This is a genomic window from Streptomyces sp. NBC_00287 (assembly GCF_036173105.1).
Taxonomy (GTDB): domain Bacteria; phylum Actinomycetota; class Actinomycetes; order Streptomycetales; family Streptomycetaceae; genus Streptomyces.
In genome coordinates, this window is record NZ_CP108053.1 from 9,156,292 (window position 1) to 9,178,711 (window position 22,420).

General features: G+C 69.4%; 16 protein-coding genes and 2 pseudogenes. 9 read left to right on the forward strand and 9 right to left on the reverse strand.

The genetic code is table 11. From position 1 onward, the window contains the following. Positions 1-91: 91 nt before the first annotated feature. Positions 92-976, forward strand: coding sequence for an alpha/beta fold hydrolase (locus OHT76_RS41635; protein WP_328876082.1), 885 nt, complete (start codon positions 92-94; stop codon positions 974-976). A 91-nt stretch (positions 977-1,067) separates the two neighbouring features. On the opposite strand, the gene OHT76_RS41640 is transcribed toward OHT76_RS41635, so the two are convergent. The 4 genes and pseudogenes from OHT76_RS41640 to OHT76_RS41655 all read right to left on the reverse strand — a co-directional run bounded on the left by OHT76_RS41640 (position 1,068) and on the right by OHT76_RS41655 (position 7,134). Beyond that, positions 1,068-5,189, reverse strand: coding sequence for a hypothetical protein (locus OHT76_RS41640; RefSeq protein WP_328876083.1), 4,122 nt, complete (start codon positions 5,187-5,189; stop codon positions 1,068-1,070). Between the two features lie 460 nt (positions 5,190-5,649). Further along, positions 5,650-5,894 (reverse strand): annotated as a pseudogene (locus OHT76_RS41645) (helix-turn-helix domain-containing protein); the annotation flags it as partial. A 20-nt stretch (positions 5,895-5,914) separates the two neighbouring features. Then, complete coding sequence (locus OHT76_RS41650; RefSeq protein ID WP_328876084.1) at positions 5,915-6,358, reverse strand: hypothetical protein; 444 nt, start codon at positions 6,356-6,358, stop codon at positions 5,915-5,917. 215 nt (positions 6,359-6,573) lie between these two features. Beyond that, entirely contained in the window at positions 6,574-7,134 is a 561-nt protein-coding gene (locus OHT76_RS41655; protein ID WP_328876085.1) for a TetR/AcrR family transcriptional regulator, read from the reverse strand. A 114-nt stretch (positions 7,135-7,248) separates the two neighbouring features. Between OHT76_RS41655 and OHT76_RS41660 the strand changes: the two are divergent. From OHT76_RS41660 to OHT76_RS41670, 3 genes and pseudogenes are all read left to right on the forward strand, one after another. Next, a pseudogene (locus OHT76_RS41660) lies at positions 7,249-7,572 on the forward strand (hypothetical protein); the annotation flags it as partial. Between the two features lie 189 nt (positions 7,573-7,761). Continuing rightward, complete coding sequence (locus OHT76_RS41665; RefSeq protein WP_328876086.1) at positions 7,762-8,766, forward strand: NADP-dependent oxidoreductase; 1,005 nt, start codon at positions 7,762-7,764, stop codon at positions 8,764-8,766. 177 nt (positions 8,767-8,943) lie between these two features. After that, on the forward strand, positions 8,944-9,747 hold the full coding sequence (locus OHT76_RS41670; protein ID WP_328876087.1) for an alpha/beta fold hydrolase: 804 nt from the start codon (positions 8,944-8,946) through the stop codon (positions 9,745-9,747). 302 nt (positions 9,748-10,049) lie between these two features. Here the strand turns inward: OHT76_RS41670 and OHT76_RS41675 are convergent, their stop codons facing one another. Both OHT76_RS41675 and OHT76_RS41680 read right to left on the reverse strand, forming a co-directional pair. Then, a complete protein-coding gene (locus tag OHT76_RS41675) occupies positions 10,050-10,772 on the reverse strand; it encodes an SGNH/GDSL hydrolase family protein (RefSeq protein ID WP_328876088.1) in 723 nt (240 codons plus the stop codon). Beyond that, positions 10,769-12,205, reverse strand: a complete 1,437-nt coding sequence (locus OHT76_RS41680; protein WP_328876089.1) for a DHA2 family efflux MFS transporter permease subunit — start codon at positions 12,203-12,205, stop codon at positions 10,769-10,771. Before OHT76_RS41680 ends, OHT76_RS41675 begins: the two co-directional genes overlap by 4 nt. 67 nt (positions 12,206-12,272) lie before the next feature. Here OHT76_RS41680 and OHT76_RS41685 point away from each other — a divergent pair, with 67 nt between their 5' ends. Then, complete coding sequence (locus tag OHT76_RS41685) at positions 12,273-12,884, forward strand: TetR/AcrR family transcriptional regulator (RefSeq protein ID WP_328876090.1); 612 nt, start codon at positions 12,273-12,275, stop codon at positions 12,882-12,884. Between the two features lie 96 nt (positions 12,885-12,980). Here the strand turns inward: OHT76_RS41685 and OHT76_RS41690 are convergent, their stop codons facing one another. The 3 genes from OHT76_RS41690 to OHT76_RS41700 all read right to left on the reverse strand — a co-directional run bounded on the left by OHT76_RS41690 (position 12,981) and on the right by OHT76_RS41700 (position 16,775). Further along, positions 12,981-13,271 (reverse strand): VOC family protein, encoded by a 291-nt coding sequence (locus tag OHT76_RS41690; protein ID WP_328876091.1) that lies wholly within the window; start codon positions 13,269-13,271, stop codon positions 12,981-12,983. Positions 13,272-13,365: 94 nt separating this feature from the next. Next, positions 13,366-15,453, reverse strand: coding sequence for an NAD-dependent DNA ligase LigA (ligA, locus tag OHT76_RS41695; RefSeq protein WP_328876092.1), 2,088 nt, complete (start codon positions 15,451-15,453; stop codon positions 13,366-13,368). Between the two features lie 200 nt (positions 15,454-15,653). Then, positions 15,654-16,775 carry a PP2C family protein-serine/threonine phosphatase gene (locus tag OHT76_RS41700; protein ID WP_328876093.1) on the reverse strand — a complete coding sequence of 374 codons (1,122 nt, stop codon included), beginning with the start codon at positions 16,773-16,775 and terminating at the stop codon, positions 15,654-15,656. A 340-nt stretch (positions 16,776-17,115) separates the two neighbouring features. Between OHT76_RS41700 and OHT76_RS41705 the strand changes: the two genes are divergently transcribed. The 4 genes from OHT76_RS41705 to OHT76_RS41720 all read left to right on the forward strand — a co-directional run bounded on the left by OHT76_RS41705 (position 17,116) and on the right by OHT76_RS41720 (position 22,361). Continuing rightward, on the forward strand, positions 17,116-18,297 hold the full coding sequence (locus OHT76_RS41705; protein WP_328876094.1) for an ROK family transcriptional regulator: 1,182 nt from the start codon (positions 17,116-17,118) through the stop codon (positions 18,295-18,297). A gap of 364 nt (positions 18,298-18,661) precedes the next feature. Further along, a complete protein-coding gene (locus OHT76_RS41710; protein ID WP_328876095.1) occupies positions 18,662-20,185 on the forward strand; it encodes a sugar ABC transporter ATP-binding protein in 1,524 nt (507 codons plus the stop codon). Next, a complete protein-coding gene (locus tag OHT76_RS41715; RefSeq protein ID WP_328876096.1) occupies positions 20,182-21,213 on the forward strand; it encodes an ABC transporter permease in 1,032 nt (343 codons plus the stop codon). Before OHT76_RS41710 ends, OHT76_RS41715 begins: the two co-directional genes overlap by 4 nt. A gap of 101 nt (positions 21,214-21,314) precedes the next feature. After that, positions 21,315-22,361, forward strand: a complete 1,047-nt coding sequence (locus OHT76_RS41720; protein WP_328876097.1) for a substrate-binding domain-containing protein — start codon at positions 21,315-21,317, stop codon at positions 22,359-22,361. Positions 22,362-22,420: the final 59 nt, after the last annotated feature.

The following is a 22,420-nucleotide window of genomic DNA, read 5'->3' on the forward strand; positions in this document are numbered from 1 at the left end:
GGGGTCGACCGCGCCCAACCGTACTGATCGGCTGCTGATCGCCGTCGCCCACGCTGAGCCGGTCAGTCCCCAGCAGAAAAGATGGCCCTTCATGACGCTCACCCTTCCCGGCTTCGATCACATCCGTCTGCCCGGTGCGGACGGTGTGGAGTTGGCTGCCGCTGTCGGCGGCAGCGGCAGCGGCACCCCGGTCGTGCTGTTGCACGGTTTCCCCCAGACCCACCTGATGTGGCGACACGTTGCCGAGCGGCTCGCCGACGAGCACACGGTGATCTGTCCTGACCTGCGGGGCTACGGCGCCAGCGACAAGCCGGCGGCCACCGACCCCGATGTGTACGCCAAGCGCACCATGGCCGCCGACGTGGTGACCCTGGCGGCGGCGCTCGGCCACGAGCGGTTTGCCCTCGTCGGCCATGACCGGGGCGCCCTGGTCGCCTTCCGGGCGGGTTTGGACCATCCCGAGACCATCACGCACCTGGGCATCCTCGACATCGTGCCGACGCTCGACATGTGGAACGTCCTGCACGGCGCCTCGGCGGCGGTCGGCTACCACCTCTTTCTCATGGCGCAGCCGCCGGGCCTTCCGGAGACGATGATCGCCAACAGTGCGGACGCGTTCTTCGGCTCGTTCCTCGACGCCTGGGCCAACGACCCGAGTGCCATGCCGCAGGAGGTGAGTGCCGAGTACCTGCGGGCGAGCGCTGCGGCGGTGCCGTCGGTCGTCGCGGACTACCGGGCCTCGGCGGGCATCGACGTTCTGCACGACCAAGCGGACCTGGACGCCGGGTCGCAGCTGGCCATGCCCGTGACGGTCATCCAGCAGGACTGGGGCGCGCAACTGGGCTACGACGCCGCCGCGGTGTGGAAGGCGTGGTCTCCGGACGTGGATCACCGGCTGACCCGAGCGGGGCACTTCATGGCCGAGGAGGCACCCGACGAGATCGCGGGGGCGATCCAGGACTTGTTGGCCCGTTGAGCCTGGTGTCTCTTCGCGCCCCCAGGACGGCGAAGCCGGGAGGCAAAGAACTACCGATACCGCCGCACTACCGCGCGCGGACAGGCCGAACTCAGGAGCGCAGGGTGTCGCGGAGGGTCGTGGCGGAGTTGGCGAGGGATTGGAGTTCGAGGGTGCGGGGGTCGGGGGGTGGTGGGGCGCCGAAGAGGAGGAGGCTGATGAGACGGTCGAGGAGGGTGGCGGCGCGGGTGCGGTCTGCCGGGGGACCGGTGGGGAGGGTTTCGGAGAGGGTGAGGATCAGGGTGGTGGCTTCAGCCGCGGCGTCGCGTTGGTGGGTCTGCTCGGCGGCGGGGTCAGAAGTGCCGGAGACGAACGAAGTCTCGTGGTGGCGCTGGGAGAGGGCGGTGAGGGCCTCGGCGAGGTTGAGGCGGTGGTCGCCGGGGAGAGCCGTATAGACGCGGCGGAGCAGGTTGGCGGCGCGGACGCTGGGGGTGGAGTCGGGTGAGCCGAAGGAGGCCACTCCGATCAGGCGGGCCAGGTGGGGCGCGATGCGGGAGAGTTCGGTGGCGGGCGCGGCGTGTACCAGGGGGTCGAGGAGTGTGAGGGCTTCGGCGGCGGCCTGTCGCTGGCGGGCCAGTTCGGCGGGTTGGTCGGGGCATCCGGGGACGAAGGCGGTCTCGTGGTGGCGGACGGCCAGGGCGACAAGGGCCTCGGCGAGGTTGAGGCGGTGATCGCCGGGGAGAGCGGCGTAGACGTGGCGGAGCAGGTTGGTGGCGCGGACGCTGGGGGTGGAGTCGGGTGAGCCGAAGGAGGCGACTCCGATCAGGCGGGCCAGGTGGGGCGCGATGCGGGAGAGTTCGGTGGCGGGCGCGGCGTGTACCAGGGGGTCGAGGAGTGTGAGGGCTTCGGCGGCGGCTTGGCGCTGGTGGGCGAGTTCGGCGGGTGGGTCGGGGTTGCCCGGGCGGAAGGCGGCCTCGTGGTGGAGTTGTGCCTCGTTCGTCCAGACGGCGGCGATGTCGAGGGTGTGGTCGCCGGGGAGGCGGGCGTAGAGGTCGCGGGCCAGGGCCGCTGCGGCGGTGGCGTCGGTGATGACGGGGGCGCCGAAGGCCAGGTAGCCGGGCAGGTCGGCGATGCGGGAGGCGAGGTCGGGGGCGGGCGGCTGTTCTGCGGCCAGGAATTGATAGATCTGCCAGGCGTTCTGGGCAGCGGCCAGTTGGAGCGGGACGTCGGTGGGGTGGGCGGCGCGGGCGACGGCGTGGAATTTCTCGGCGGCGGCGGAGAGTTCGGCGGTGCCCAGCTCGGGGGTGTCGAGACGGGCCTGGCGAAATTCGTCCAGGGTCTCGCGGGTGAGGGACCGGGCGATGGTGGTCTCGCCCTTGCGGAGTCGGTCGACGGCCAGGTCCGTGTAGGCGGCCCACAGCCTGTCGTACCAGGTGGGACAGGCAGGTTTGCCGGTGCGTTCGGGGTCGAGCGCGGTCCGGTAGTCGAGGACGAGCGGGGCGTCGGAGCCTGGAGTGTGGATCTCCAGCCGGCCGGTGTGGCCGTCCGAGCGCAGGAACTCGCCGCTGACCAGGGGCAGGGTGTCCAGGTCCGGGGTGTCGCCGCTTTCGTCGGTGATGCGGGCGCGGTACTTGCGTCCTTGGTGGCTGAACCAGATGCGGAAGCGGGTGCCGTCCGGGGCCTGGAACACATGGGACGAGCCGTGCTCCAGGACGGCCGGCAGGTGGGTGTTGGCCTGCAGGATCCGGGTGCGGAAGTCGTCGAAGGCACCGGCCGAGGCCTCGGCGGCGTACACGAACCCCAGGGTGTCCAGGGCGGGTAGGAAGGGCGGAGGTGGCGGCGGAGTGTACGCGGCGGGGGCGCGGTAGACGGCCAGGTGGATGCCGAGGTGGGACAGGTCGGCGAAGATCCACGGGCCGGGTGCGGTGAAGGAGCCGTCACGGGTGACGCGCAGGTTGAGTTTGTCGGCGCCCTCACCCTTCCACGCGAGATGGAGCAAGCCGGCCGCGGAGCCGAGGGCGGGCGGTTGGGTACTGATCTCCGGGAGGGAGACTTTGGACGCGATCCCGTCGATGCCGAAGTCGCCGGCGGTGCTGGCGTACAGCCCGACGCGGGCGACGTTGAGGTTCTCGTTCCCGGATCCGCGCCAGCCGAGATACAGCAGGTCGTCGTGGGTGGTGAGGGCCGGGCCGTGGGTACTGTCCTCGGCGAAGATGTGCTTGCCGTGGAACGTCAGGCCGTCGTCGTCGGAGAACGCGAGGTTGAGTTCCTCGTTGCCGGAGCCGCGCCAGCCCAGGAACAGCCGTCCCGAGTTGGAGGTCAGCGCCGGGGCGCCGTCGCTGGTGTCGCCGAGGACGGTCTTCCGCTCGATGCCCTCGATGTCGTACCTGCCCGCGGTGCTGCCGATCAGCACGACCCGGGCCACATTCAGCTGCTGCTCTCCCTCGCCCGTCCAGGCGAGGTAGACGCGGCCGTTGTGGGCGGCCAGCGCGGGCGCCATGTCGGAGTGGTCGCCGAGAGTCGTGGCGGAAGAGAACGTGCGCCCGTCGTCGGCGGAGACGGCGAGGTTGAGCTGGTTGTTCCCGGCGCCCTTCCAGGCCAGGTAGAGCAGGCCGTTCTGGGAGGCGATGGCCGGAGCGACCTCGGTGGTGAATCCATGGGTGACGACGCCCTGGAGCCCCTCGACGCCGTCGATGCCCAACAGCGTGGTGGTCTGCGCCGTCCCGACGCTGATGTTCTCGTTGCCCGAGCCCTTCCACGCCACATACAGGCGGCCCTTGTGCTCGCACACCGCCGGTCCGTGCGAGCTGGACTGCTCCTCGACGGTCTTCTTCTCCGCCGGACGCAGGTTCGCGCCCGCCATGATGCCGCGGTGGACCCCGAGGTTGACCGAGGACATCTTCTCGGCGAACGGGTCCTCGTCGGGGTCGTATCTGTTGACGGCATACGGATCGAGCTGCAGATCGGGCCAGGGCTCGAACCTGATCAGGTCGGCGAAGGCGACCTCGGCGCCGGTCGGGATGAGCGTGGTGGCCTGGGCGCGAGAGGTCTGCTCCCAACTGTTGACACCGATGTCGAACTCGTCCTTGCCGTAGCCGCTGTTGAGGAAGTTGCCTCCGGCCGTCAGCAGGAACGACGGCGAGTGGTAGTAGATCTCGAGGCCACCGTCGGCGTCGTCGGGTGACGCGGTGAGGCGAGGACGGCTGCCGTGGAAGAAGCGGTGCAGCGCGGGCGGCGTCGTGCGGTCCATCGCGATCAGGTAGGCCGCGGCCGGCGGACGGTAGGAGCTCGTCCCCGCGATCAGCGCGTTGTCGGTGAGGGAGGCCGGGAAGCGGGCGGGATTCCCGGCAAAGTCGATGAAACCCGTATACGCGGCGAACATGCCCGTCACCTGGTCGCCGAAATTGGAGAACAGGTCGTTGCGATCGTTCGCGGTGTGGTTGATCCGGTGCTGCTGACGCCGGAAGGGGCTCACGCGGCGTCCCCGGTTGCTGGAGACGGCGTATTTGACCATGGTGTAGTCGAGCAGGACCCGGGCAGCCGTGCGGATCTGGTCGTCTCGCGCGAAGTCGTATAGGTTGAACAACGGGTGCAGTGCGAGGCGGGCGTAGGGCCGGGAGTTGAATTCCAGGAAGTCGTGTTTGGCGACCCGCTGCAGGTATCCCAGGAGCCAGTCGCGCAGCCCGTTCTTCTCGTTGTCGTACTGGACGTCGGAATTCCGGTCATGCAGGAGCTGGTTGTAGAGGTACCGGCAGCTCTCGATCATGAGCAGATGGTTCTCGGTCTCGGGGACGTCGATGTTGAGGAACGTCACCTCGTAGATCTCGATCTCCGGGCGGTGGCCGCCCGACATGTGGCCGGGGATCAGCGTGCCGAGGATGAAGTCGTGGTCCTCGGCGCCGAACAGGTCGGGGTAGCGGCAGACAGCCGTCAGCAGACCCTTGAGCGCGATGTCGTAGTCGCGTCTCGTACCGACCTCGCCCTTTCCCGGGTGCCATTGCCGCAGCACCTTGGGGACGAGGGTGCGACTGGGCTCGGCGCCGGGGGCGGCGAATACCGGGTCCGCGGCCGCGGCGTGGAGATGGGCAATGAGCGCGGTGGCGGCGTTCTCATCGAACTCCCTGCCGCCCGCCTGAACGAAACCGGCCAGAGGATGTGTATGGGCGTAATGGCGAGCGATTCCCAGAGCCCGTGCCCGATGGCTGGCGTAAGCCGCCTCCGGGGTGCCGTTCAACGCCGTAGCGTCTAAATAAGAGTCGGGGATGGGCATCGTCGCATCACCTTAGCCACGTACGTTGACGTCACTGCACCCTGGCTGCGAACTCAACACCCGCGCTGCAATTCTCGTCAAGGGTGAGAAGTACGACCCGAGTTGACGGTGGTTCCACCCCTTACTGGAGGGCGGGCCTTGGGAATGGGTGTACGGGCGCCTGCTCGGAGGAGGCCGAGAAGTTCGCCTGGACGACCAAGCGGCGGGGTGGTCCGATTTCGGGCTTGCACCATCGGCATCGAAGTCGGCCAGGGGGAAAGCCCGGGGGTTGTTGGTGATCTTCACTCGGTGAGGTGGAAGGCGGGCGGCTGGGGCCGTTTCCTGCTGTGACTCACGGCCCGGCGTAGTGGCGCTCCGAGTCTGCTGCGAGGGGAAGACTTGGTCGTTCTGCGCGGCAACAGCGCTTCGGGGAAGTCGTCCGTCACGGCCGGCCTCCCGCCCATTGAGGGTCCAAACAGGCCAGCTCAATCTCGCTGAACCGGTGGATCACGTCCCGGACGGTGTCCTCGTCGGCCTGGACCGGCTGCGCGATCGCCGGGACCGGGCGCCGTCGCCCGGCGAGGCCGGCAGCATCATCGCCCGCCGGTACCGCACCGAACTGGTGCTTCCCCGACGAACGATCCGCTGCAGCTTCTGCCCCTCCTGCTCGGTCAGTCGGCGAACCCTCACCGGTGACTGCGTACCGCCTGTTAGGCCTGGCCCAACAGTCGGCGTCTGCGCTCCGCCGAGGTCTCCCCGGCACGCACGTACTTCCACTCACGCACAAGCTCGGCGGTGGTTATCCGGCACAGAATTCCCTTGTGGTCAATTCCCCGGACCTCAACGAGCCATGAGCCGTCGGCGACTCGGAACACCTTGCGTGCGGGTGTGTCCCCCGAGGCGACGCTGACCCCTTTGGGGACATACTCCATGGCGAGCTTGCGTGCCAGTCTGTCAGCCGCCGCACGACCTCCGTCCGAGACAGCATGCGTTGCGACGAGCTGCCATCGATGGTCTTCCTCGTAACCGGGGCAGGTCTCGGCCTCCACGAGGACGACCCACCGAGCTTCCTTCGGAACCGCGTCATTGATCACAGCCGCAACGTAGTGCCTGGTGCCTTCGCAACTGAAGGCCCGCAAGGGGGAGTCGACCATGACTGGCGTCCTCATCCGCTTGCACCAAGGGTCGACCGGGACCGAGCTGCGGCATCGGACCTCCGACCAGTTTCGTCTGGATCAGCCGGTCGTCGGGCAACGCAGTGGGTCCACCTGCGGGCGGTTGTACGGGGGCGTGCTGGGGGGAGCAGGCTGTGCCGTCGGCGACGTAGCAGCAAATATCCCGCGGCCGGCTGCCCGGCACATGGCACTGATCAGTCGGCTGCCGCCAATGCCGTGCGCGCAGCGGTGAGGATCTCCTCGGAGAGCGGGGAACCGTTGGTGGCTCGGGCCAGGACGAGTGCGCCGAACATGGTGCACAGCCGCGTGATGCCGTCCTGGTCCTCGGTGGCGAGCCACTCGGCGAAGTCGCGCACGCCCTCGGTGTAGGTCCGACGGGCCTCATGGTCTTCGCCCTCGCGCGCCATGTCGGTGGCGAGTGCGGCGACGGGACACCCGTCCGCCGGGCTGTCGCGGTGTTCGGGGGAGAGGTAGGTGTCGATCATCGCCTGCTGGGCGGCGCCGCGCTGCCCGCCGTGCTGTTCGAGTCCCTCCACATAGTGCTGGGTGAGTTCGTCGAAGGCGTGGGCTGTGGCTTCGTCGATGAGCGCCTCCTTGGAGGCGAACTGCTTGTAGAAGCCGCCGTGCGTCAGGCCGGCCGCCTTCATGAGGTCGGCGACACTGACGTGCGTCCCCTGTTCCCGGAAGAGGCGAGACGCGGTTTCCACGACCCTTCGGCGGTTCGCCTGCGCCTGCGCCTGCGATACGCGGCCCATTGGCCACCTCCCGTTTGGATGTCGACTGGCATCTATTCTAGCAACGTGTTTAGATTGTGCTTGCAATCTAATTTTGCGGGCCGCCTGACAGCGCCCGTAACGCTGGGAGTGGGCATGGAACTGAAGGGCGCGGTCGCGGTGGTCACCGGCGCAACCGTGGACTCGGACGCCATCTGGCCGCCCAGCTCGTGGAGCGCGGAGCGACGACGGGGTATGCGGCGGCCCGGCGCCCCGAGACGGTGGACCTGCCGGGCGTCGCCCCGCTGCGGCTCGATGTGACGGACGAGGAGTCGATCCGGGCCGCGGCCCCCACCGCGTACCGCCGTCCCGGCGCTGCACGTCGGATACATGGACACCGACATGGCCGCGAGCGTTCCTGCCGACCACGGGGTCGACCAGGTCGCCGCCCAGGCTCTGTCCGGCATCGAGGCGGGGCTGCGGCATGAGGCGCCATCGCCCCACCGGCGGCCTTGATGCCCGGCCACAGATACCGCGCCGGCGACGGATGCCCGCCGGATCGCAGAGGGCTCCAGCAAACCGAAACAAACCCCACAAAGTGGGTCGTACTGGCAGAATCCCGGGACGAACAGCAGCCACGTCCCCCTGCGGACGGGAACGGAGACGACGATGAAGGCGTTCATGATCGAGCGGTACCGCGACAAGGGCGGCGGCCGCGTCACCGAGGTCCCGGACCCGCAGGTGGGCGCCGACGACGTCCTGGTCCGGGTCCACGCGGCGAGCGTCAACCCGCTGGACTTCAAGATCCGCGACGGCGCCTTCAAGGTGATCCTCCCGTACCGTCTCCCTCTCATCCTGGGCAACGACTTCGCCGGGGTGGTGGTCGAGGTGGGATCGGACGTCACCCGGTTCGCGGTGGGCGACGAGGTCTACGCCCGGCCCGACAAGGACCGTATCGGCACGTTCGCCGAACTCATCGCCGTCCACCAGAACGACCTGGCGCCCAAGCCGGCCACCCTCACCATGGCGGAGGCCGCCTCCCTCCCCCTCGTCGCCCTGGCGTCGTGGCAGGCGCTGGTCGTGAAGGCACAGGTCCAGCCAGGACAGAAGGTCCTGATCCACGCGGGCTCCGGCGGCTTCGGCACCATCGCCGTCCAGCTGGCCAGGCAGCTGGGCGCCCACGTGGCCACCACCGCGAGCGGGGCCAACGCGAGCCTGGTCAAGGAGCTCGGTGCGGACGTCGTCGTCGACTACCGGACACAGGACTTCGAGGAGGTCTTGGACAGCTACGACGTCGTCCTGGACACCCTCGGCGGCGAGACCCTGGAGAAGTCCCTGCGGGTCCTCAAGCCCGGCGGGAAGGCCATCAGCCTAACCGTGCCTCCCGACGCGAACTTCGCCCGCGAGCTTGGCGTGAACCCGGTCCTGCGGCAGGTGATGAACGCGCTGAGCTGGAAGATCCGGCGCCACGCCAAGCGCCATGGCGTCACCTACTCCTTCCTGTTCATGAAGGCCAGTGGCGACCAGCTGCGCGAACTCACCCGGCTCATCGACGCCGGAGAGATCCGCCCCATCGTCGACCGCGTCTTCCCCTTCGACCAGACCCACGAGGCGATGGAGTACGCCGAGAAGGGCCGAGCCAAGGCCGGCAAGGTCGTCGTCGCGATGACGTGAGGGCCGGCCGTGAGGCCGGCCCCCACCACGACACGATCGGTAAGCCCCGGGCAACGGGAGGATCCCGCCCCCTGCCACCGCCATCCCCACAAGAATCGATATCGATCATGAGCGCACTGCGGAATTCCCCCGGCCCCACGCCCGCCCCCTCGTTGCACAGACGCGCCGAATCGTTCGGTGTCCGTGCGCGGCGTCGACTTCGTCTACCGGCAGATCGGCCCGGAAGGAGACGGCGTACCGCTGATCTTGCTCCACCACCTCGCCGCGGTACTGGACAACTGGGATCCCCGCGTCATCGACGGACTCGCCGCCCGGCGCCGGGTGATCACCTTCGACAACCGCGGAGTCGGTGCGTCGGGCGGCTCCACGCCTGACACGATCGAGGCGATGGCCCGCGACGCGGTGCTGTTCATCCGTGCCCTGGGCTTCGAGCTCGACCTGCTCGGCCTGTCGATGGGCGGTTTCATCGCCCAGGTCATCGCGGCGGAGGAACCGCAGCTGGTGCGCAAGGTCATCCTCGCGGGCACAGGCCCCGCCGGAGGCCCCGGCATCGACAAGGTCACCGCACTCACCCTGCGGGACACCCTGAAGGGCTTCCTCACCGGCAAGGACCCCAAGCAGTTCCTCTTCTTCACCGACACCGAGCACGGCCGACGGGAAGCGCGCGCCTTCCTGGAACGACTGAAGGAGCGCACAGAGGACCGCGACAAAGCCATATCGCTGACGTCGTTCCGCGCCCAGCTGAAGGCCATCCACCGATGGGGCCTTCAGCCGCCGGCCGACCTGTCCCGCATCGGCCAGCCGGTCCTGGTGGCCAACGGCGAGAGCGACCGGATGGTGCCGAGCGAGAACACACTCGACCTGGCCGCGCGGCTGCCCCGGGGCGAACTGGTCCCCCTCTACCGGGATGCCGGACACGGCGGCATCTTCCAGTACCACGACGAGTTCGTCGCACAGACGCTTGGATTCCTCGAATCGTAGGCAGGCCGGGGCTCGACACCGATCCGCGCGGCCCTGTGAGGTGCTCCGTTGCGGACCCGACGTACTCAACTCGTCGTCAGCCACCAAGCCCCGATCCCTCACAGCCGGTGCCAGAGTCCTCTCCGACAACGAGGCGCAGACCTGGTTCGCCCGTACCTCGTCCACCGAGGGACCGCGGTCTCCAGGCAGCGGCGGTACGGCGGTGCGGCGCTCCCAGTTGCGCATAGCCGACCGGCTCGGCTGCCTCCGCCGTGGCGCGCCGTTGACGGTGGCACCCGGCTGACTGGGCAAGGGAGACGTGGTCAGTCGCCTGCGTGCTTCCAGGCGCGCTGGGCCAGAGTGGTTGCGATGGCGGCGAAGGCGACCGCGTGGCCGCGGGCGTTGGCGTGGATGCGGTCGGTGGCGTAGATGCCTGGGTCGGTGGCGAGCGGGTGGTGGTGGGTGTCGACGTGGATGCCGCCGAGTACGTGCGCCAGGCCGGCGGTGATGCGGTCGAGCTCGTCGAAGCGGCGGGCCATGCCGTCGGCGTGTTCCGGTGGGACGAGGCCCGACCGGGCGAGGTCGAACAGGCCGATGGTGACGACGAGGGCGCCGCTCTCGGCGAGGGGCGTCAGGAACGAGGCCAGTTCGGCCCGCAGCGCATCCGAGTCGAAACCGCGGAAGGCGTCGTTGCCGCCCGCGCTCACCATCACCACGTCCGGCTCGAAGTCCAGGGCGGGGCCGAGCTGCTGGTCCCGGATCTCGTCGAGGAGCAGATGAGGCTTGGCCAGGTTGACCGCGGCGAAGCCGGGGCGGGTGGCCGCGAGGGCGTCGGTGAAGCGGTCGGCGAAGGATCGGTCGCGGTAGCCCGGGAGGGGCTCCATCACGCCGGCGGTGACACTGTCGCCCAGCACGGCCAGCCGGTTCCAGGGGAGATCGCGGAGTAGTTCGGCGGCGGCGTCCGGGGCCACGCAGTACGGGTCGGACAACTCGGCGGCGTCGGCGGGCAGATCCTGGACGGAGGGCTGGTCCGGCTGGGAGGTCATCGCTGGTCTCCTTTGAGGATTCGGGCGGCGGCCGGGGCTCGGTCGGCCGAGGTCGCGGGTTGCGGCGGGGGTGGGGCCGTGATGCTCAGGGCGAGACCGCCGACGGCGGCGGCCAGGTTGACGGCGGTGGCGAACCAGTACACGGCGGCATACGGTTCCGCTCCGGCGCCGGAGACCTCCGCGATGATCACGGCCGTGGCGGCGATGCCGAGGCCGCCGCCGATCTGGCGGGCCGCCATGACCATGCCTGTCGCGGCGGCGAAGTGCTGGGGCGCGACGGAGAAGGCGGCGGCGCTGGAGATGCCGACGGTGGCCATGCCGACGCCGACTCCCATCACGGTTCCGGTCGGCAGCCACAGCGTCCAGAAGTGTGGCTCGGTGTCGATCAGCAGGGCCAGGGCGGCCGTTGAAGTGGCGATGAGGGTCGAGCCCGCCGCCACCATCGTGCGCGGGGTGAGGGTGACGGGGAGCCGTCCGATGCCGATGCCGACCACGGCGGTGACGAGCGCCGCCGGGCTCATCGCGAGGCCGGCCTCCAGGGCGGAGTAGTTCCAGGCGTCGGTCACGAAGAGCACGCCGAGCAGCATCGAGGTGAACAGCGCGGCGCCGTACGCGAGTGAGACGCCGCTTGCGACGGCGAAGGGCCGGCTCTGGAAGAGGTCGAGTCGCAGCGCCGGTCGCGGATGCCGAAGCGCCCGCATCACGGTCGCCACGCCCGCGAGCACGGTGACGCCGGCGGCGGCCAGCACGTACACCGAGGACCAGCCGTGGTCGGTGCCCTGCGTCAGGCCGTACACCGCCGAGCCGACGCAGAGGGCGAGCAGCAGGCCGCCTGCGACGTCGGGCCCTTTGCCGGTGCGGGGCTCGCTGGTGAGCAGCTTCCTTCCGGCGATCAGCACCCCGATGCCCACCGGCAGGTTGAGGCAGAACAGCGCGCGCCAGTCGAGCACCTCGACCATGACGCCGCCGATGGCGGGTCCCGCTGCGGCGGCCAGGGCGCCCGCGGCGCTCCATGCGCCGATCGCGGCGCGCCTGCGTTCGGCGGGGATCTCCCCGAGCACCAGCCCCAGCGAGGCGGGGACCAGCAGAGCCGCCCCCAGCCCCTGGACGGCGCGGGCAGCGAGCAGCACGGGCAGGGTCGGGGCTACGGCGATCAGCAGCGACGATGCCGTGAAGACGGCGACACCGATCAGGAACAGGCGGACCCGGCCGACCGCATCGGCCAGCGGGCCGGCCGGGGCGAGCAGGGCGGCGAACGGGATCACATAGGCGGTGGCGACCCACGAGACGGTGGTCAGCGAGACGTCGAAGTCGTCGGCGATCGGCGGCACCGCCAGGTTGGTCACGGTGGCGTCGAGAAAGCTCAGGAAGGTGCCCGCGCAGGCGAGTAACAGGGCGACGGAGGCTCGTCGGTTGGCGGCGGAAGGCGTCATGGCGAGGATTTAAGAGTACGATCGTTCGTACGTCAATGCCGTACGGTCGTTTGCTAAACTGTTGGGTATGGCAGGACGTGCATCGGCTCAGGCAGCACTCGAAACCCGGCGATCGGTACTGCGCGCCGCCGCCGAACTCGCTTCCGTGGAGGGCCTGGACAGTGTCACCATTGGCCGGCTCGCGGACCGGTTGGGGATGAGCAAGGCGGGTGTGATCGGCCAGTTCCGCAGCAAGGAGAAGCTGCAATTGGAGACGGTGGACCTGGTCATGGAGGATGTCCGCGTCCGGGTCTGGGAACCGGTGCGGCACGTCGATGCGGGGCTGCCGCGGCTGTTGGCACTCTGCGCGTCCTGGGTGCGCTACGCCGCCGATCCCGGCTACTCCGGGGGCTGCCTGCTCACCCAGGTCACCTACGACTACGACGGTCGCACCGGCGCTGTGCACGACCGGATCGCCGAGGGCCGCGCCCGCTGGCGGGAAACCCTTCGCCGGGACATCGACCTCGCCGTCACCGCCGGGGACCTCCCGCCCGGGACGGACGCACCCCAGGTCGTCTACGGCCTGGAGTCCCTGGCCGCCGGTATCACCCCGGCGAGACTCCTGCACGGCGACAACCAGACGGAGGACTGGGCCCTGCGCGGTATGCACGCCATCCTGGGCGTCCCCTCGGTTGCCTGATCCCTGCGCAGGAGGGCCCCCGCGACGATAACTACGGGAAGAAGCAGTGCATCCCGCCGGGTGCGGCGCAGGCACCGCCCCAAGTGCGGAACAGCGTCACCGGGCCGGGATCGGCTGAGTGAGGTGCACCGGGTTGCCGTCGGGGTCCTGGATGTGGGCGACGCGCTGTCCCCACGGCATGTCGTTGACGCCGCCGCGGACCGAGCCGCCCAGCGCCGCCACCCGGCCGAGCGTCTCATCGACGTCGTCGACACCGATGCTGAGCAAGACCCGCGGTGCCGCCCCGCTCCCCGGATCCGTCTTGGCCACCAGCCCGAGGTCGGTGTCGCCGATGCGCAAGCCGACGTAGAAGGCAGGGCCTTCCGCCCCCACCCGCGACGAGGCCACCCGTCGTCCTCGCTACCCTCCGGGCTCGGGTCCTCGCCCAGACCAACGAGCCCCACAACAAGATCAAGACGACGCGTTAACGATCTGCGAGCCCCTAGTTGAGGTAGTCGGCGATCAGGGCGGCGAATTCGTCCGGGGTGGCCAGGCGGATACCGAGATCCTCGGCCTTGGCTCGCTTGGACCCCGCGCCGTCTCCGGCGACGACGAGGGTGGTCTTCTTGGAGACGCTGGAGGAGGAGCGGCCGCCGGCTTGTTCGATGAGCTCGTTCATCTGGTTGCGGCTGAGCTTTTCCAGGGGGCCGGCCATCGCGCCGGTGACGACCACGGTCATCCCGGCCAGCGGTCCGCCCGCAGGCACGGTGTTCTCGTCTTGGTCGCCGGTGGCGCCGTCGTATGGGGTGGGTGGGGTGGCGCCGGGTTCGGTCATGTTCATTCCGGCGGCTGCGAGTTTGTCGATGAGCGGGGCGAGCTCGGCGAGTTCGGCGACGATCGAGGGGGCCTTCTCGGTGCCGATGCCCTCGACCTGCTGCATCGCCTCGGCATCCGCGGCGCGGATGTTGTCCATGGTGGCGAAGTGCCGGGCAATACGGCGGGACATGGAGCGGCCGGTGCCGCGGACCCCGAGCGCGCACAGCACCCGCGACAGCGGCTGGCCCTTGGCCGCGGCGAGGGCGGCGAGGAGGTTGTCGGTGCTGGTTGCGCCCATCCGCTCCAGGCCCAGGAGCTGCTCGCGGGTGAGGGTGAACAGGTCGGCGAGATCGGCGACGAGGCCGGCGTTGACGAGCTGGACGACGCGGGTGTGACCGAGGCCTTCGATGTCGAGCTGGTCGCGGCCGGCCGCGTAGGACAGGGCGGCCACCAGGTGGCAGTTGCGTCCGTTCTGGCAGCGCCAGCGCTGCTCGCTGGTGTCAATGCCGGCCCCGCAGCGCGGGCACGTCTCGGGGAAGGCGATGGGCTGCTCGTCTCCGGTGCGCAGGTGGGCGACGGGGGCTTCGATGCGGGGGATGACGTCGCCGGCCCGGTGGACCATGACGTGGTCGCCCAGGCGCAGGTCGCGGCGGGTGATGTCGGCCGGGTTGTGGAGGGTGGCGTAGGTGATGGTGGCGCCGTCGATCTCGACCGGTTCCAGGACGGCGCGCGGGGCGATGATGCCGGTGCGGCCGACGTTCCACTCCACTTCAAGCAGCCGGGTGATCTTCTCGACGGCCGGCAGTTTGTAGGCGATCGCCCAGCGCGGGGCGCGCGAACCCGAGCCTGCTGTGTGCTGGTCGGCGGCGAGGTCGGCCTTGATGACGATCCCGTCGATCCCGAACGGCAGCTCGGCCCGCAGGGCGGCGATCTCCTGCACCCGGGCCAGCACCTGCTCGACGGTGTGGGCGGTGATGCCGGGCACCGCGGTGGTGGCGGTGGTGTTGATCCCGAACGTGGCGGCCTGCGCCATCAGCTCACTGTGCGCGAGTTCGCCCAGCCGCGCGGCGAGCGCCGTCTCGGTATCGGGCAGGGCCAGCAGGCCGTAGCCGAAGAACGTCATCGGCACGGTGTAAGCACGCTCCTTGGCGCGCAGGGAGCCCGCCGCGGCGCCGCGCGGGTTGGCGAACGGCTGCCCGCCGTGCCCAGTGCGCACCTCGTTGGCGTGCTCGAACTGAGCGGTCGTCATCAGGATTTCGCCCCGGACTTCCACGGTGACCGGCTCGGCGAGTGTCTCGGGCAGGCCCTCGATGGTGCCTATCGCGTGCGAGACGTCCTCCCCGGCCGTACCGTCCCCGCGGGTGATCAGCTGTCTGAGGCGACCGTCGGCGTAACGGGCGGCGACCGCGAGCCCATCCAGCTTCGGCTCGACGCTGAACCGCTCGATCTCGTGGCCGATGCGCCGGGCCAGGGAGGCGGTCCAGGCGGTGAACTCCTCCGGCGAGAACACGTTGTCCAGACTCAGCATCGCCACGGTGTGCGGGACATCGCCCTCCACGGCGCCGCCGGCGACCTTCCCCGTCGGCGAGTCGGGCAGCACCTGATCAGGATGCTCGGCCTCCCACGCGGCGATGCCTCGCACCAGCCGGTCAAAGGCGTCATCGTCCAACGCCGACGTCCCGCCCCCGTAGTAGGCGGCCGACGCCGTCACCGCGTCCTCGACCGCCTGCGCGTAGGCGGCGGTATCCGTGATCACAGCTGCAGGTGTTGTCATGCCCGTCATCCTGCCTGCCACCACTGACAATGCCCGGTGCGCACATCTCAGCTCGGGCAAGCACGCGAAGGCGCCTGCCTCGCCAAGGTGGCTGGGGAGAAGGAACAAGAGCGAGCCCGGCGTGATGGACCGGGCCACGTGCTGCGGGGTCCAGGTTGTCCTCCAGGAGGACCCAGAAGCCAGTGAAGATCGTTGCTGTTTCAGGACGGCAGTGGTCTCCGCTCGATCGCCACCATGGCGGCGTCATCCCCGAGACGGCCGCCGACGTGGCGCAACAGGTCCTTGCACAAGTGGGCCAGGAGCGCGTCGGGGCCCTTGTCGGGCCTGCCGGCCACTCGTTCCGTGAGTGGGTAGAACATGCCGTCGCGGTCGCGGGCCTCGATGACACCGTCTGTGTACAGAAGAACGATGTCGGAAGGCTCGAAGGCGAAGACTTCCGTGATCAGATCAGCTTCCGCGAACTCGGTGAGACCGAGAGGCGGTGCCGGTCGGCGGGTTTCGAGCAGGCTCACTTTGCCGTGGCGCAGCAGCAATGGAGGCGGATGCCCACAGTTGATCATGTGAAGGACTTGCTCGTTGTCCGGGATGTCCAGCACGGCGGCGGTGATGAAGGCCTCGCCGCGGTCCTCGGCCGCGCCTTCCAGAGCCGCCGGATCGTCCAGGTCCGAGGAGACGGTGCCCTCCAGGAAGGTGACCAGTGCGGTCAGGTCGGCGCGCCGGTGGGCTGCCCCCCGGAAGGCGCCCAGGAGGAGAGCGGCATCTCCGACCGCCTCCAGGCCCTTGCCCCGGACATCGCCGATGACGAACCGGGTTCCTTGTTCCGTGCGGGCAGCGGCATACAGGTCGCCGCCGATCTGGGCCTCGGATTCGGCGGCCAGATAGACCGAGGCGATACGCAAGGGGCCCACCCGGTGGGGGAGAGGCTTGAGTACCACCTCTTGGGCTGCTGTCGCCACGGACCGCAGCTGGGTCAGCTCCCTTTCATGGCGCTCGCGCCTGGCGGCAAACGAGGTCACGAGCACGGACATCAGAATGAGAGTGATCAGCTGGAAGCTGTGGTTCAGATCAGTGAGGCTGGTGCGCACCACCGCCACCACGGCCTGGGCCAGGACGGCCAGCGCGCCGATACACGCGGTCGCCCGGGGGCCGGCGAAGGAGGCGGTGACAGCCGGTGCGGCAACCAGGAACGGTCCGAGGTGGACGCTGGGCGGGGCCAGGATGTCGATCACAGTGACCAGCACGATCAGCACGACCGGTACCGCCAGCAGCGCGTGACGTGGCTCCCGTGACAGATGCTGGTCTTTGTGGCGTCTCGGAACCATATGTTCTGGATACACCTCAATGAGCCCCGGCGCTCGCGACAGCGGAAGCCGTCCAGGGGCTGGCTGGGAGTGCACCGGCCCGTCGCCGATCCGGGCATGCTCCCAGCCGACGTCCCCAGTGGTTTGCATGCGCCGCCGCAAACATGCGCCGCCGTCCGGCTCGTCGTGCCGTAGGACTCCGGGAGGTCGGCCCATCCAGACTTTGTCCAGTGAATGGAAAAAGAAGAGCCCTACTCGTGCGTAAGTACTACCCAGTCTGGAAAATCGTTGTTACGTTCCTCCCCGACAGCCTGATGGCACAGTGGGCGGGGACAAGGGGAGAGGAGCGATCGTGCGGCGGATGACTGCTCGACCTGAGAACGCGCATCAGGCGCGGCTGCTTCGTCTACTGCGTGACGACGGGTCCAACTCCCGTGCCCAGATGGGCGATCGGGTGGAGTTGTCCCGTTCGAAACTGGCCGTCGAGGTGGACCGGCTGCTGGAGACGGGGCTGGTTGTCGCGGACGGACTTGCCCCCAGCCGGGGCGGCCGGCGCTCGCACAACATCCGGCTCGCGCCGACGCTGCGCTTCCTCGGTGTCGATATCGGTGCCACGTCGATCGATGTCGCCGTGACGAATGCGGAGTTGGAGGTCCTGGGGCATCTGAATCAGCCAATGGACGTCCGGGAAGGGCCGGTTGCGGTCTTCGAGCAGGTGCTGTCGATGGCTGCCAAGCTGAAGGCCTCCGGTCTCGCGGAGGGCTTCGACGGCGCCGGGATCGGGGTCCCGGGGCCGGTTCGCTTCCCGGAGGGCGTGCCGGTCGCGCCGCCGATCATGCCGGGCTGGGACGGCTTCCCGGTACGGGAGGCGCTCAGCCAGGAACTGGGCTGCCCGGTCATGGTCGACAACGATGTGAACCTGATGGCGATGGGGGAGCAGCACGCGGGCGTCGCGCGTTCCGTGGGTGACTTCCTGTGCATCAAGATCGGGACCGGCATCGGCTGCGGGATCGTCGTCGGTGGCGAGGTCTACCGAGGGACGACCGGCAGTGCCGGCGACATCGGGCATATCCAGGTGGAACCGGCAGGCCGTGCGTGTGCGTGCGGCAACCGGGGTTGTCTGGAGGCGCATTTCAGCGGTGCCGCGTTGGCCGCTGACGCGGAGCAGGTCGCGCGTGAGGGCCGGTCTGCGGAGCTCGCTGCCCGGCTGGAGACGGCCGGGCGTCTGACGGCCGAGGATGTGTCGGCTGCCGCCGCAGCAGGGGACACGGTGGCTCTGGAGCTGATCCGGGAGGGTGGGAAGCGTCTGGGGCAGGTCATCGCCGGGCTTGTCAGTTTCTTCAATCCGGGACTGGTGGTGATCGGCGGCGGTGTGACCGGGCTCGGGCACACGCTGCTGGCCAGTGTTCGAACCCAGGTGTACCGGCAGTCGTTGCCGCTGGCCACGGGCAACCTGCCCATCGTGCTGGGGGAGTTGGGGCCGGCCGCCGGAGCCATCGGCGCGGCCCGGCTCATCAGCGACCACGTCTTCTCTCCGGCCTGACCGCTGCCGGGCCCCGCCGGCAACACCATGTCGAGCGCCACTGCAACCCATGGCGCCCTTCCCAACCCACGGCGCCACCACAACAGGCGCCTCGGCAACCTCACCGGCGTGCCGGCCCCGATGCGCCTGGGCAACACCCGTACCGCCACCGCAACACGCACAGCACCGCCGTAGCCACTCCATGGCACCCCGGTGGGCGGCCACCCACCACCGCACATGATTGCCGGGCCATCAGGCCCCGCTCCGCCCTGCCCCTACGCCCGGCGCACACGACGTCGTCGGGCTCCCCAGAGGCGCCCACATACCCGAACCACCCTGTCCAGCTCTGCCCGCTCACGGCCCGCACCTGCCGAGGGGATTGCTCATGGCACCACAACCACCCCTGCTCACCATGTCCGGCATCACCAAGTCATTCCCGGGCGTCCGCGCCCTGGACGGTGTGGATCTCGAAGTCCAGGCCGGGGAAGTCCATTGCCTCCTCGGCCAGAACGGCGCCGGCAAGTCCACTCTGATCAAAGTGCTCGCCGGAGCTCACCAGCCCGACGGCGGTGAGATCACCTGGCAGGGCGAGCCGGTGTCCCTGGGGTCGCCGATCGCCGCCATGCGTCTGGGCATCGCCACCATCTACCAGGAACTCGATCTGATCGAGGGGCTGTCCGTCGCGGAGAACGTCTTCCTCGGACATGAACCGACGTCCGCCGGGTTCGTCGTGCGCGGCGCCGCCGCCCGTACGGCGACCGCAGACCTGCTGCGACGCCTCGGGCACTCGGAGATCGATCCCGCGCGGCTCGTCGGGGACCTGTCCGCGGCGCAGCAGCAGATCGTCTCGATGGCCCGCGCACTGTCCCATGAGGTTCGGCTGATCGTGATGGACGAGCCGTCCGCGGCGCTCGACCCCGAAGAGGTCGACAACCTCTTCAGGATCGTGGGCGACCTGACGGCCGACGGTGTCGCCGTCATCTACATCTCCCACCGGCTTGAGGAGATCCGGCGCATCGGCGACCGGGTCACGGTCCTGAAGGAGGGCCGGTCGGTCGCCGGCGGTCTGCCCGCGGAGTCGACGCCGACCCATGAGGTCGTTGCTCTGATGACCGGGAGGAATGTCGAGTACGTCTTCCCCGAGCGCCCCGAGGCCGGGTTCGCAGCGGGGCGGGAACCGGTGCTGAGGGTCGAAGGGCTGACCCGGCGAGGGGAGTTCGCGCCCGTCGATCTGGAACTGCGGCCCGGTGAGATCGTGGGTCTGGCCGGGCTCGTCGGGTCCGGGCGCAGCGAGATCCTGGAGACGATCTACGGGGCTCGCAAGCCCGACGGCGGCCGCGTCCTCGTTGACGGCACGCCGCTGCGCCCCGGCAGTGTGCGCGCCGCCGTCCGTGCCGGTATCGGCCTCGCGCCCGAGGAACGCAAGGCGCAGGGCCTGCTGATGCTGGAGTCGGTCAGCAGCAACGTCTCGGTCTCCACCCTGTCCCGGTTCGCCCGCGCGGGCTGGCTGGACCGGCGTGCCGAGCGTGCCGCGGCGCACGAGGCGGTTCGGGAGTTGTCGCTGCGCCCGGACAATCCCGATGCCGCGATCAGGACCCTGTCCGGCGGCAACCAGCAGAAGGCGGTACTCGCCCGCTGGCTGCTGCGCGGCTGCAAGGTGCTGCTGCTGGACGAGCCGACCCGGGGTGTCGACATCGGCGCCCGGGCGGAGTTGTACGCCGTGATTCGCCGGCTGGCCGACGAGGGCCTGGCCGTACTGCTCGTCTCCAGTGAGGTGCCCGAAGTCCTGGGGCTCGCCGACCGGGTGCTGGTGCTGCGTGAAGGCAGCGTCGTGCACACGGCGGACGCCCGGGCGCTCGACGAGCACCGTGTACTTGATCTTGTGATGGAAGGGAGCCCGACGCCATGACGCAGCCGGCCACCGCGGAGCAACAGGATGCGCCGACGTCCGCCGCCAAGTCCGCGACGGACAAGGAAAGTTCACGCCGACCACTCGGACTGAGCTGGGACGTGCGCACGCTGTCGTTGCTCGCCGTCCTCGCCGTCCTCGTCGCGGTCGGTGGGATCACCGCACCGGACGAGTTCCTGGCGACGAGCAATCTGCAGCTCGTCCTCACCCAGGCGTCCGTGATCGGTGTCGTCACCGTCGGCATGACGTTCGTCATCACCAGCGGCGGGATCGACCTGTCGGTCGGCGCGATCGTGGCGCTGGCCTCGGTGTGGGCGACGACCGTGGCCACCCAGGAGTTCGGCTTCGCGGGCATCCTGTTCACCGCGGTGATCGTCGGTGTGGGCTGCGGTCTCGTGAACGGTGTGCTGGTTGCCTACGGCCGGATGGTGCCCTTCATCGCGACGCTGGCCATGCTCGCCTCCGCCCGCGGTCTGGCGCTGCAGATCACGGACGGCAGTACCCAGATCGTCACCGTCGAATCCGTCCTCGATCTCGGTGCCAGGGACGCCTACATCCTCGGCATCCCGCCCCTTGTTCTGATCTTCGCCGCGGTCACCGTCATCGGCTGGCTGCTGCTCAACCGCACCACCTTCGGCCGCCGCACCGTCGCGGTCGGCGGCAACGCGGAAGCGGCCCGCCTCGCCGGAATCGACGTCCGCCGCCAGCGTCTGTACCTGTACCTGTTGTCGGGCCTGTGCTGCGGTATCGCCGCGTTCATGCTGATCGTGCTCGCCGGGTCGGGTCAGAACACCAACGGCAACCTCTACGAGCTGGACGCCATCGCCGCCGCGATCATCGGCGGCACCCTGCTCAGCGGCGGCCGCGGCACCATTGTCGGCTCCGTCCTCGGTGTCCTCGTCTTCACCACGATCACCAACATCTTCGCTCTGAACAACCTGGAGACCGCTGTCCAGCAGATCGCGAAGGGCGCCATCATCGTCGCCGCCGTCCTGGTCCAGCGCCGCTCGCTGCACGGCGACGCCTGACGCCGTGCAGCACACCGCCGGACGGCGGGCCCTGACACCGCCGTCCGGCACCCCCACAGCCTCCATCTGACGCACAACGCCCACCGAAGGGTCGATCCGCCATGGCAAGAATCCCCGCCACCAGCCGCAGAGCACTGCTGTTCGGCACCGCCGCCGTTTCCGCCGGCGCGCTACTGACGGCCTGCACGAGCAATGAGCCCACGAACCAGGAACCGGCCGCGGACAACGCTCCCGTCGCGGACGACAAGCCGGGCAAGGCCGTCACCATCGGCTTCGCCGGCCCTCAGGCCGACCACGGCTGGCTCAACGCCATCAACGACAACGCCAAGTCGCGTGCGGAGAGGTACTCCGACGTCACGCTGGAGATCACCGAAGGGTCCAATGACACCGCCCAGCAGATCGGCCAGATCCAGACGCTGATCAACAAGAAGGTCGACGTGCTGGTGATCCTGCCGGCCGACGGCAAGGCGCTCACCCAGGTCGGACTTGAGGCCATGAGGGCAGGCATCCCCGTCATCAACCTGGACCGCGTCTTCGCCTCCCCGCAGGCGTACCGCTGCTGGATCGGCGGCGACAACTACGGCATGGGCCTCAACGCCGGGCATTACATCGGCGAACAGCTCAAGGACAAGAAGAACGCCAAGGTCGTCGAACTCGCCGGGCTCGACAACCTGGAACTGACCCAGCAGCGCACCCAGGGCTTCGACGACGCCCTGAAGAACTACCCGAACATCAAGAAGGTGGCCCGCCAGGCGGCCGACTTCACGGTCGAGTCCGGTCAGGCCAAGATGGCGCAACTGCTGCAGGCCCAGTCCCAGTTCGACGCGCTGTGGAACCACGACGACGACCAGGGCGTGGGCGCGCTGCGCGCCATCGACCAGGCCGGCCGGGACGACTTCCTGATGGTCGGCGGCGCGGGTGCCAAGTCCGCGATGGACGCCATCAAGGCCGGCAACAGCGTGCTGAAGGCGACGGTCCTGTACCCGCCGACGATGGCCGCTTCCGCCATCGATCTCGCCCGGGCGCTCGGCCAGGGCAAGGGCGTCGGCGGCCTCGCCGAGTTCGAGATCCCGTCCTCGCTGACGCTCTACTCGGCCGTGGTCACCAAGGACAACGTCGACCAGTACCTGCCGACCGGCTTCATCTGATCGGCCCGGGCCGTGGGTCCCACGAATACAGCGATGAGTCAGTGACACTCCGACGAGGA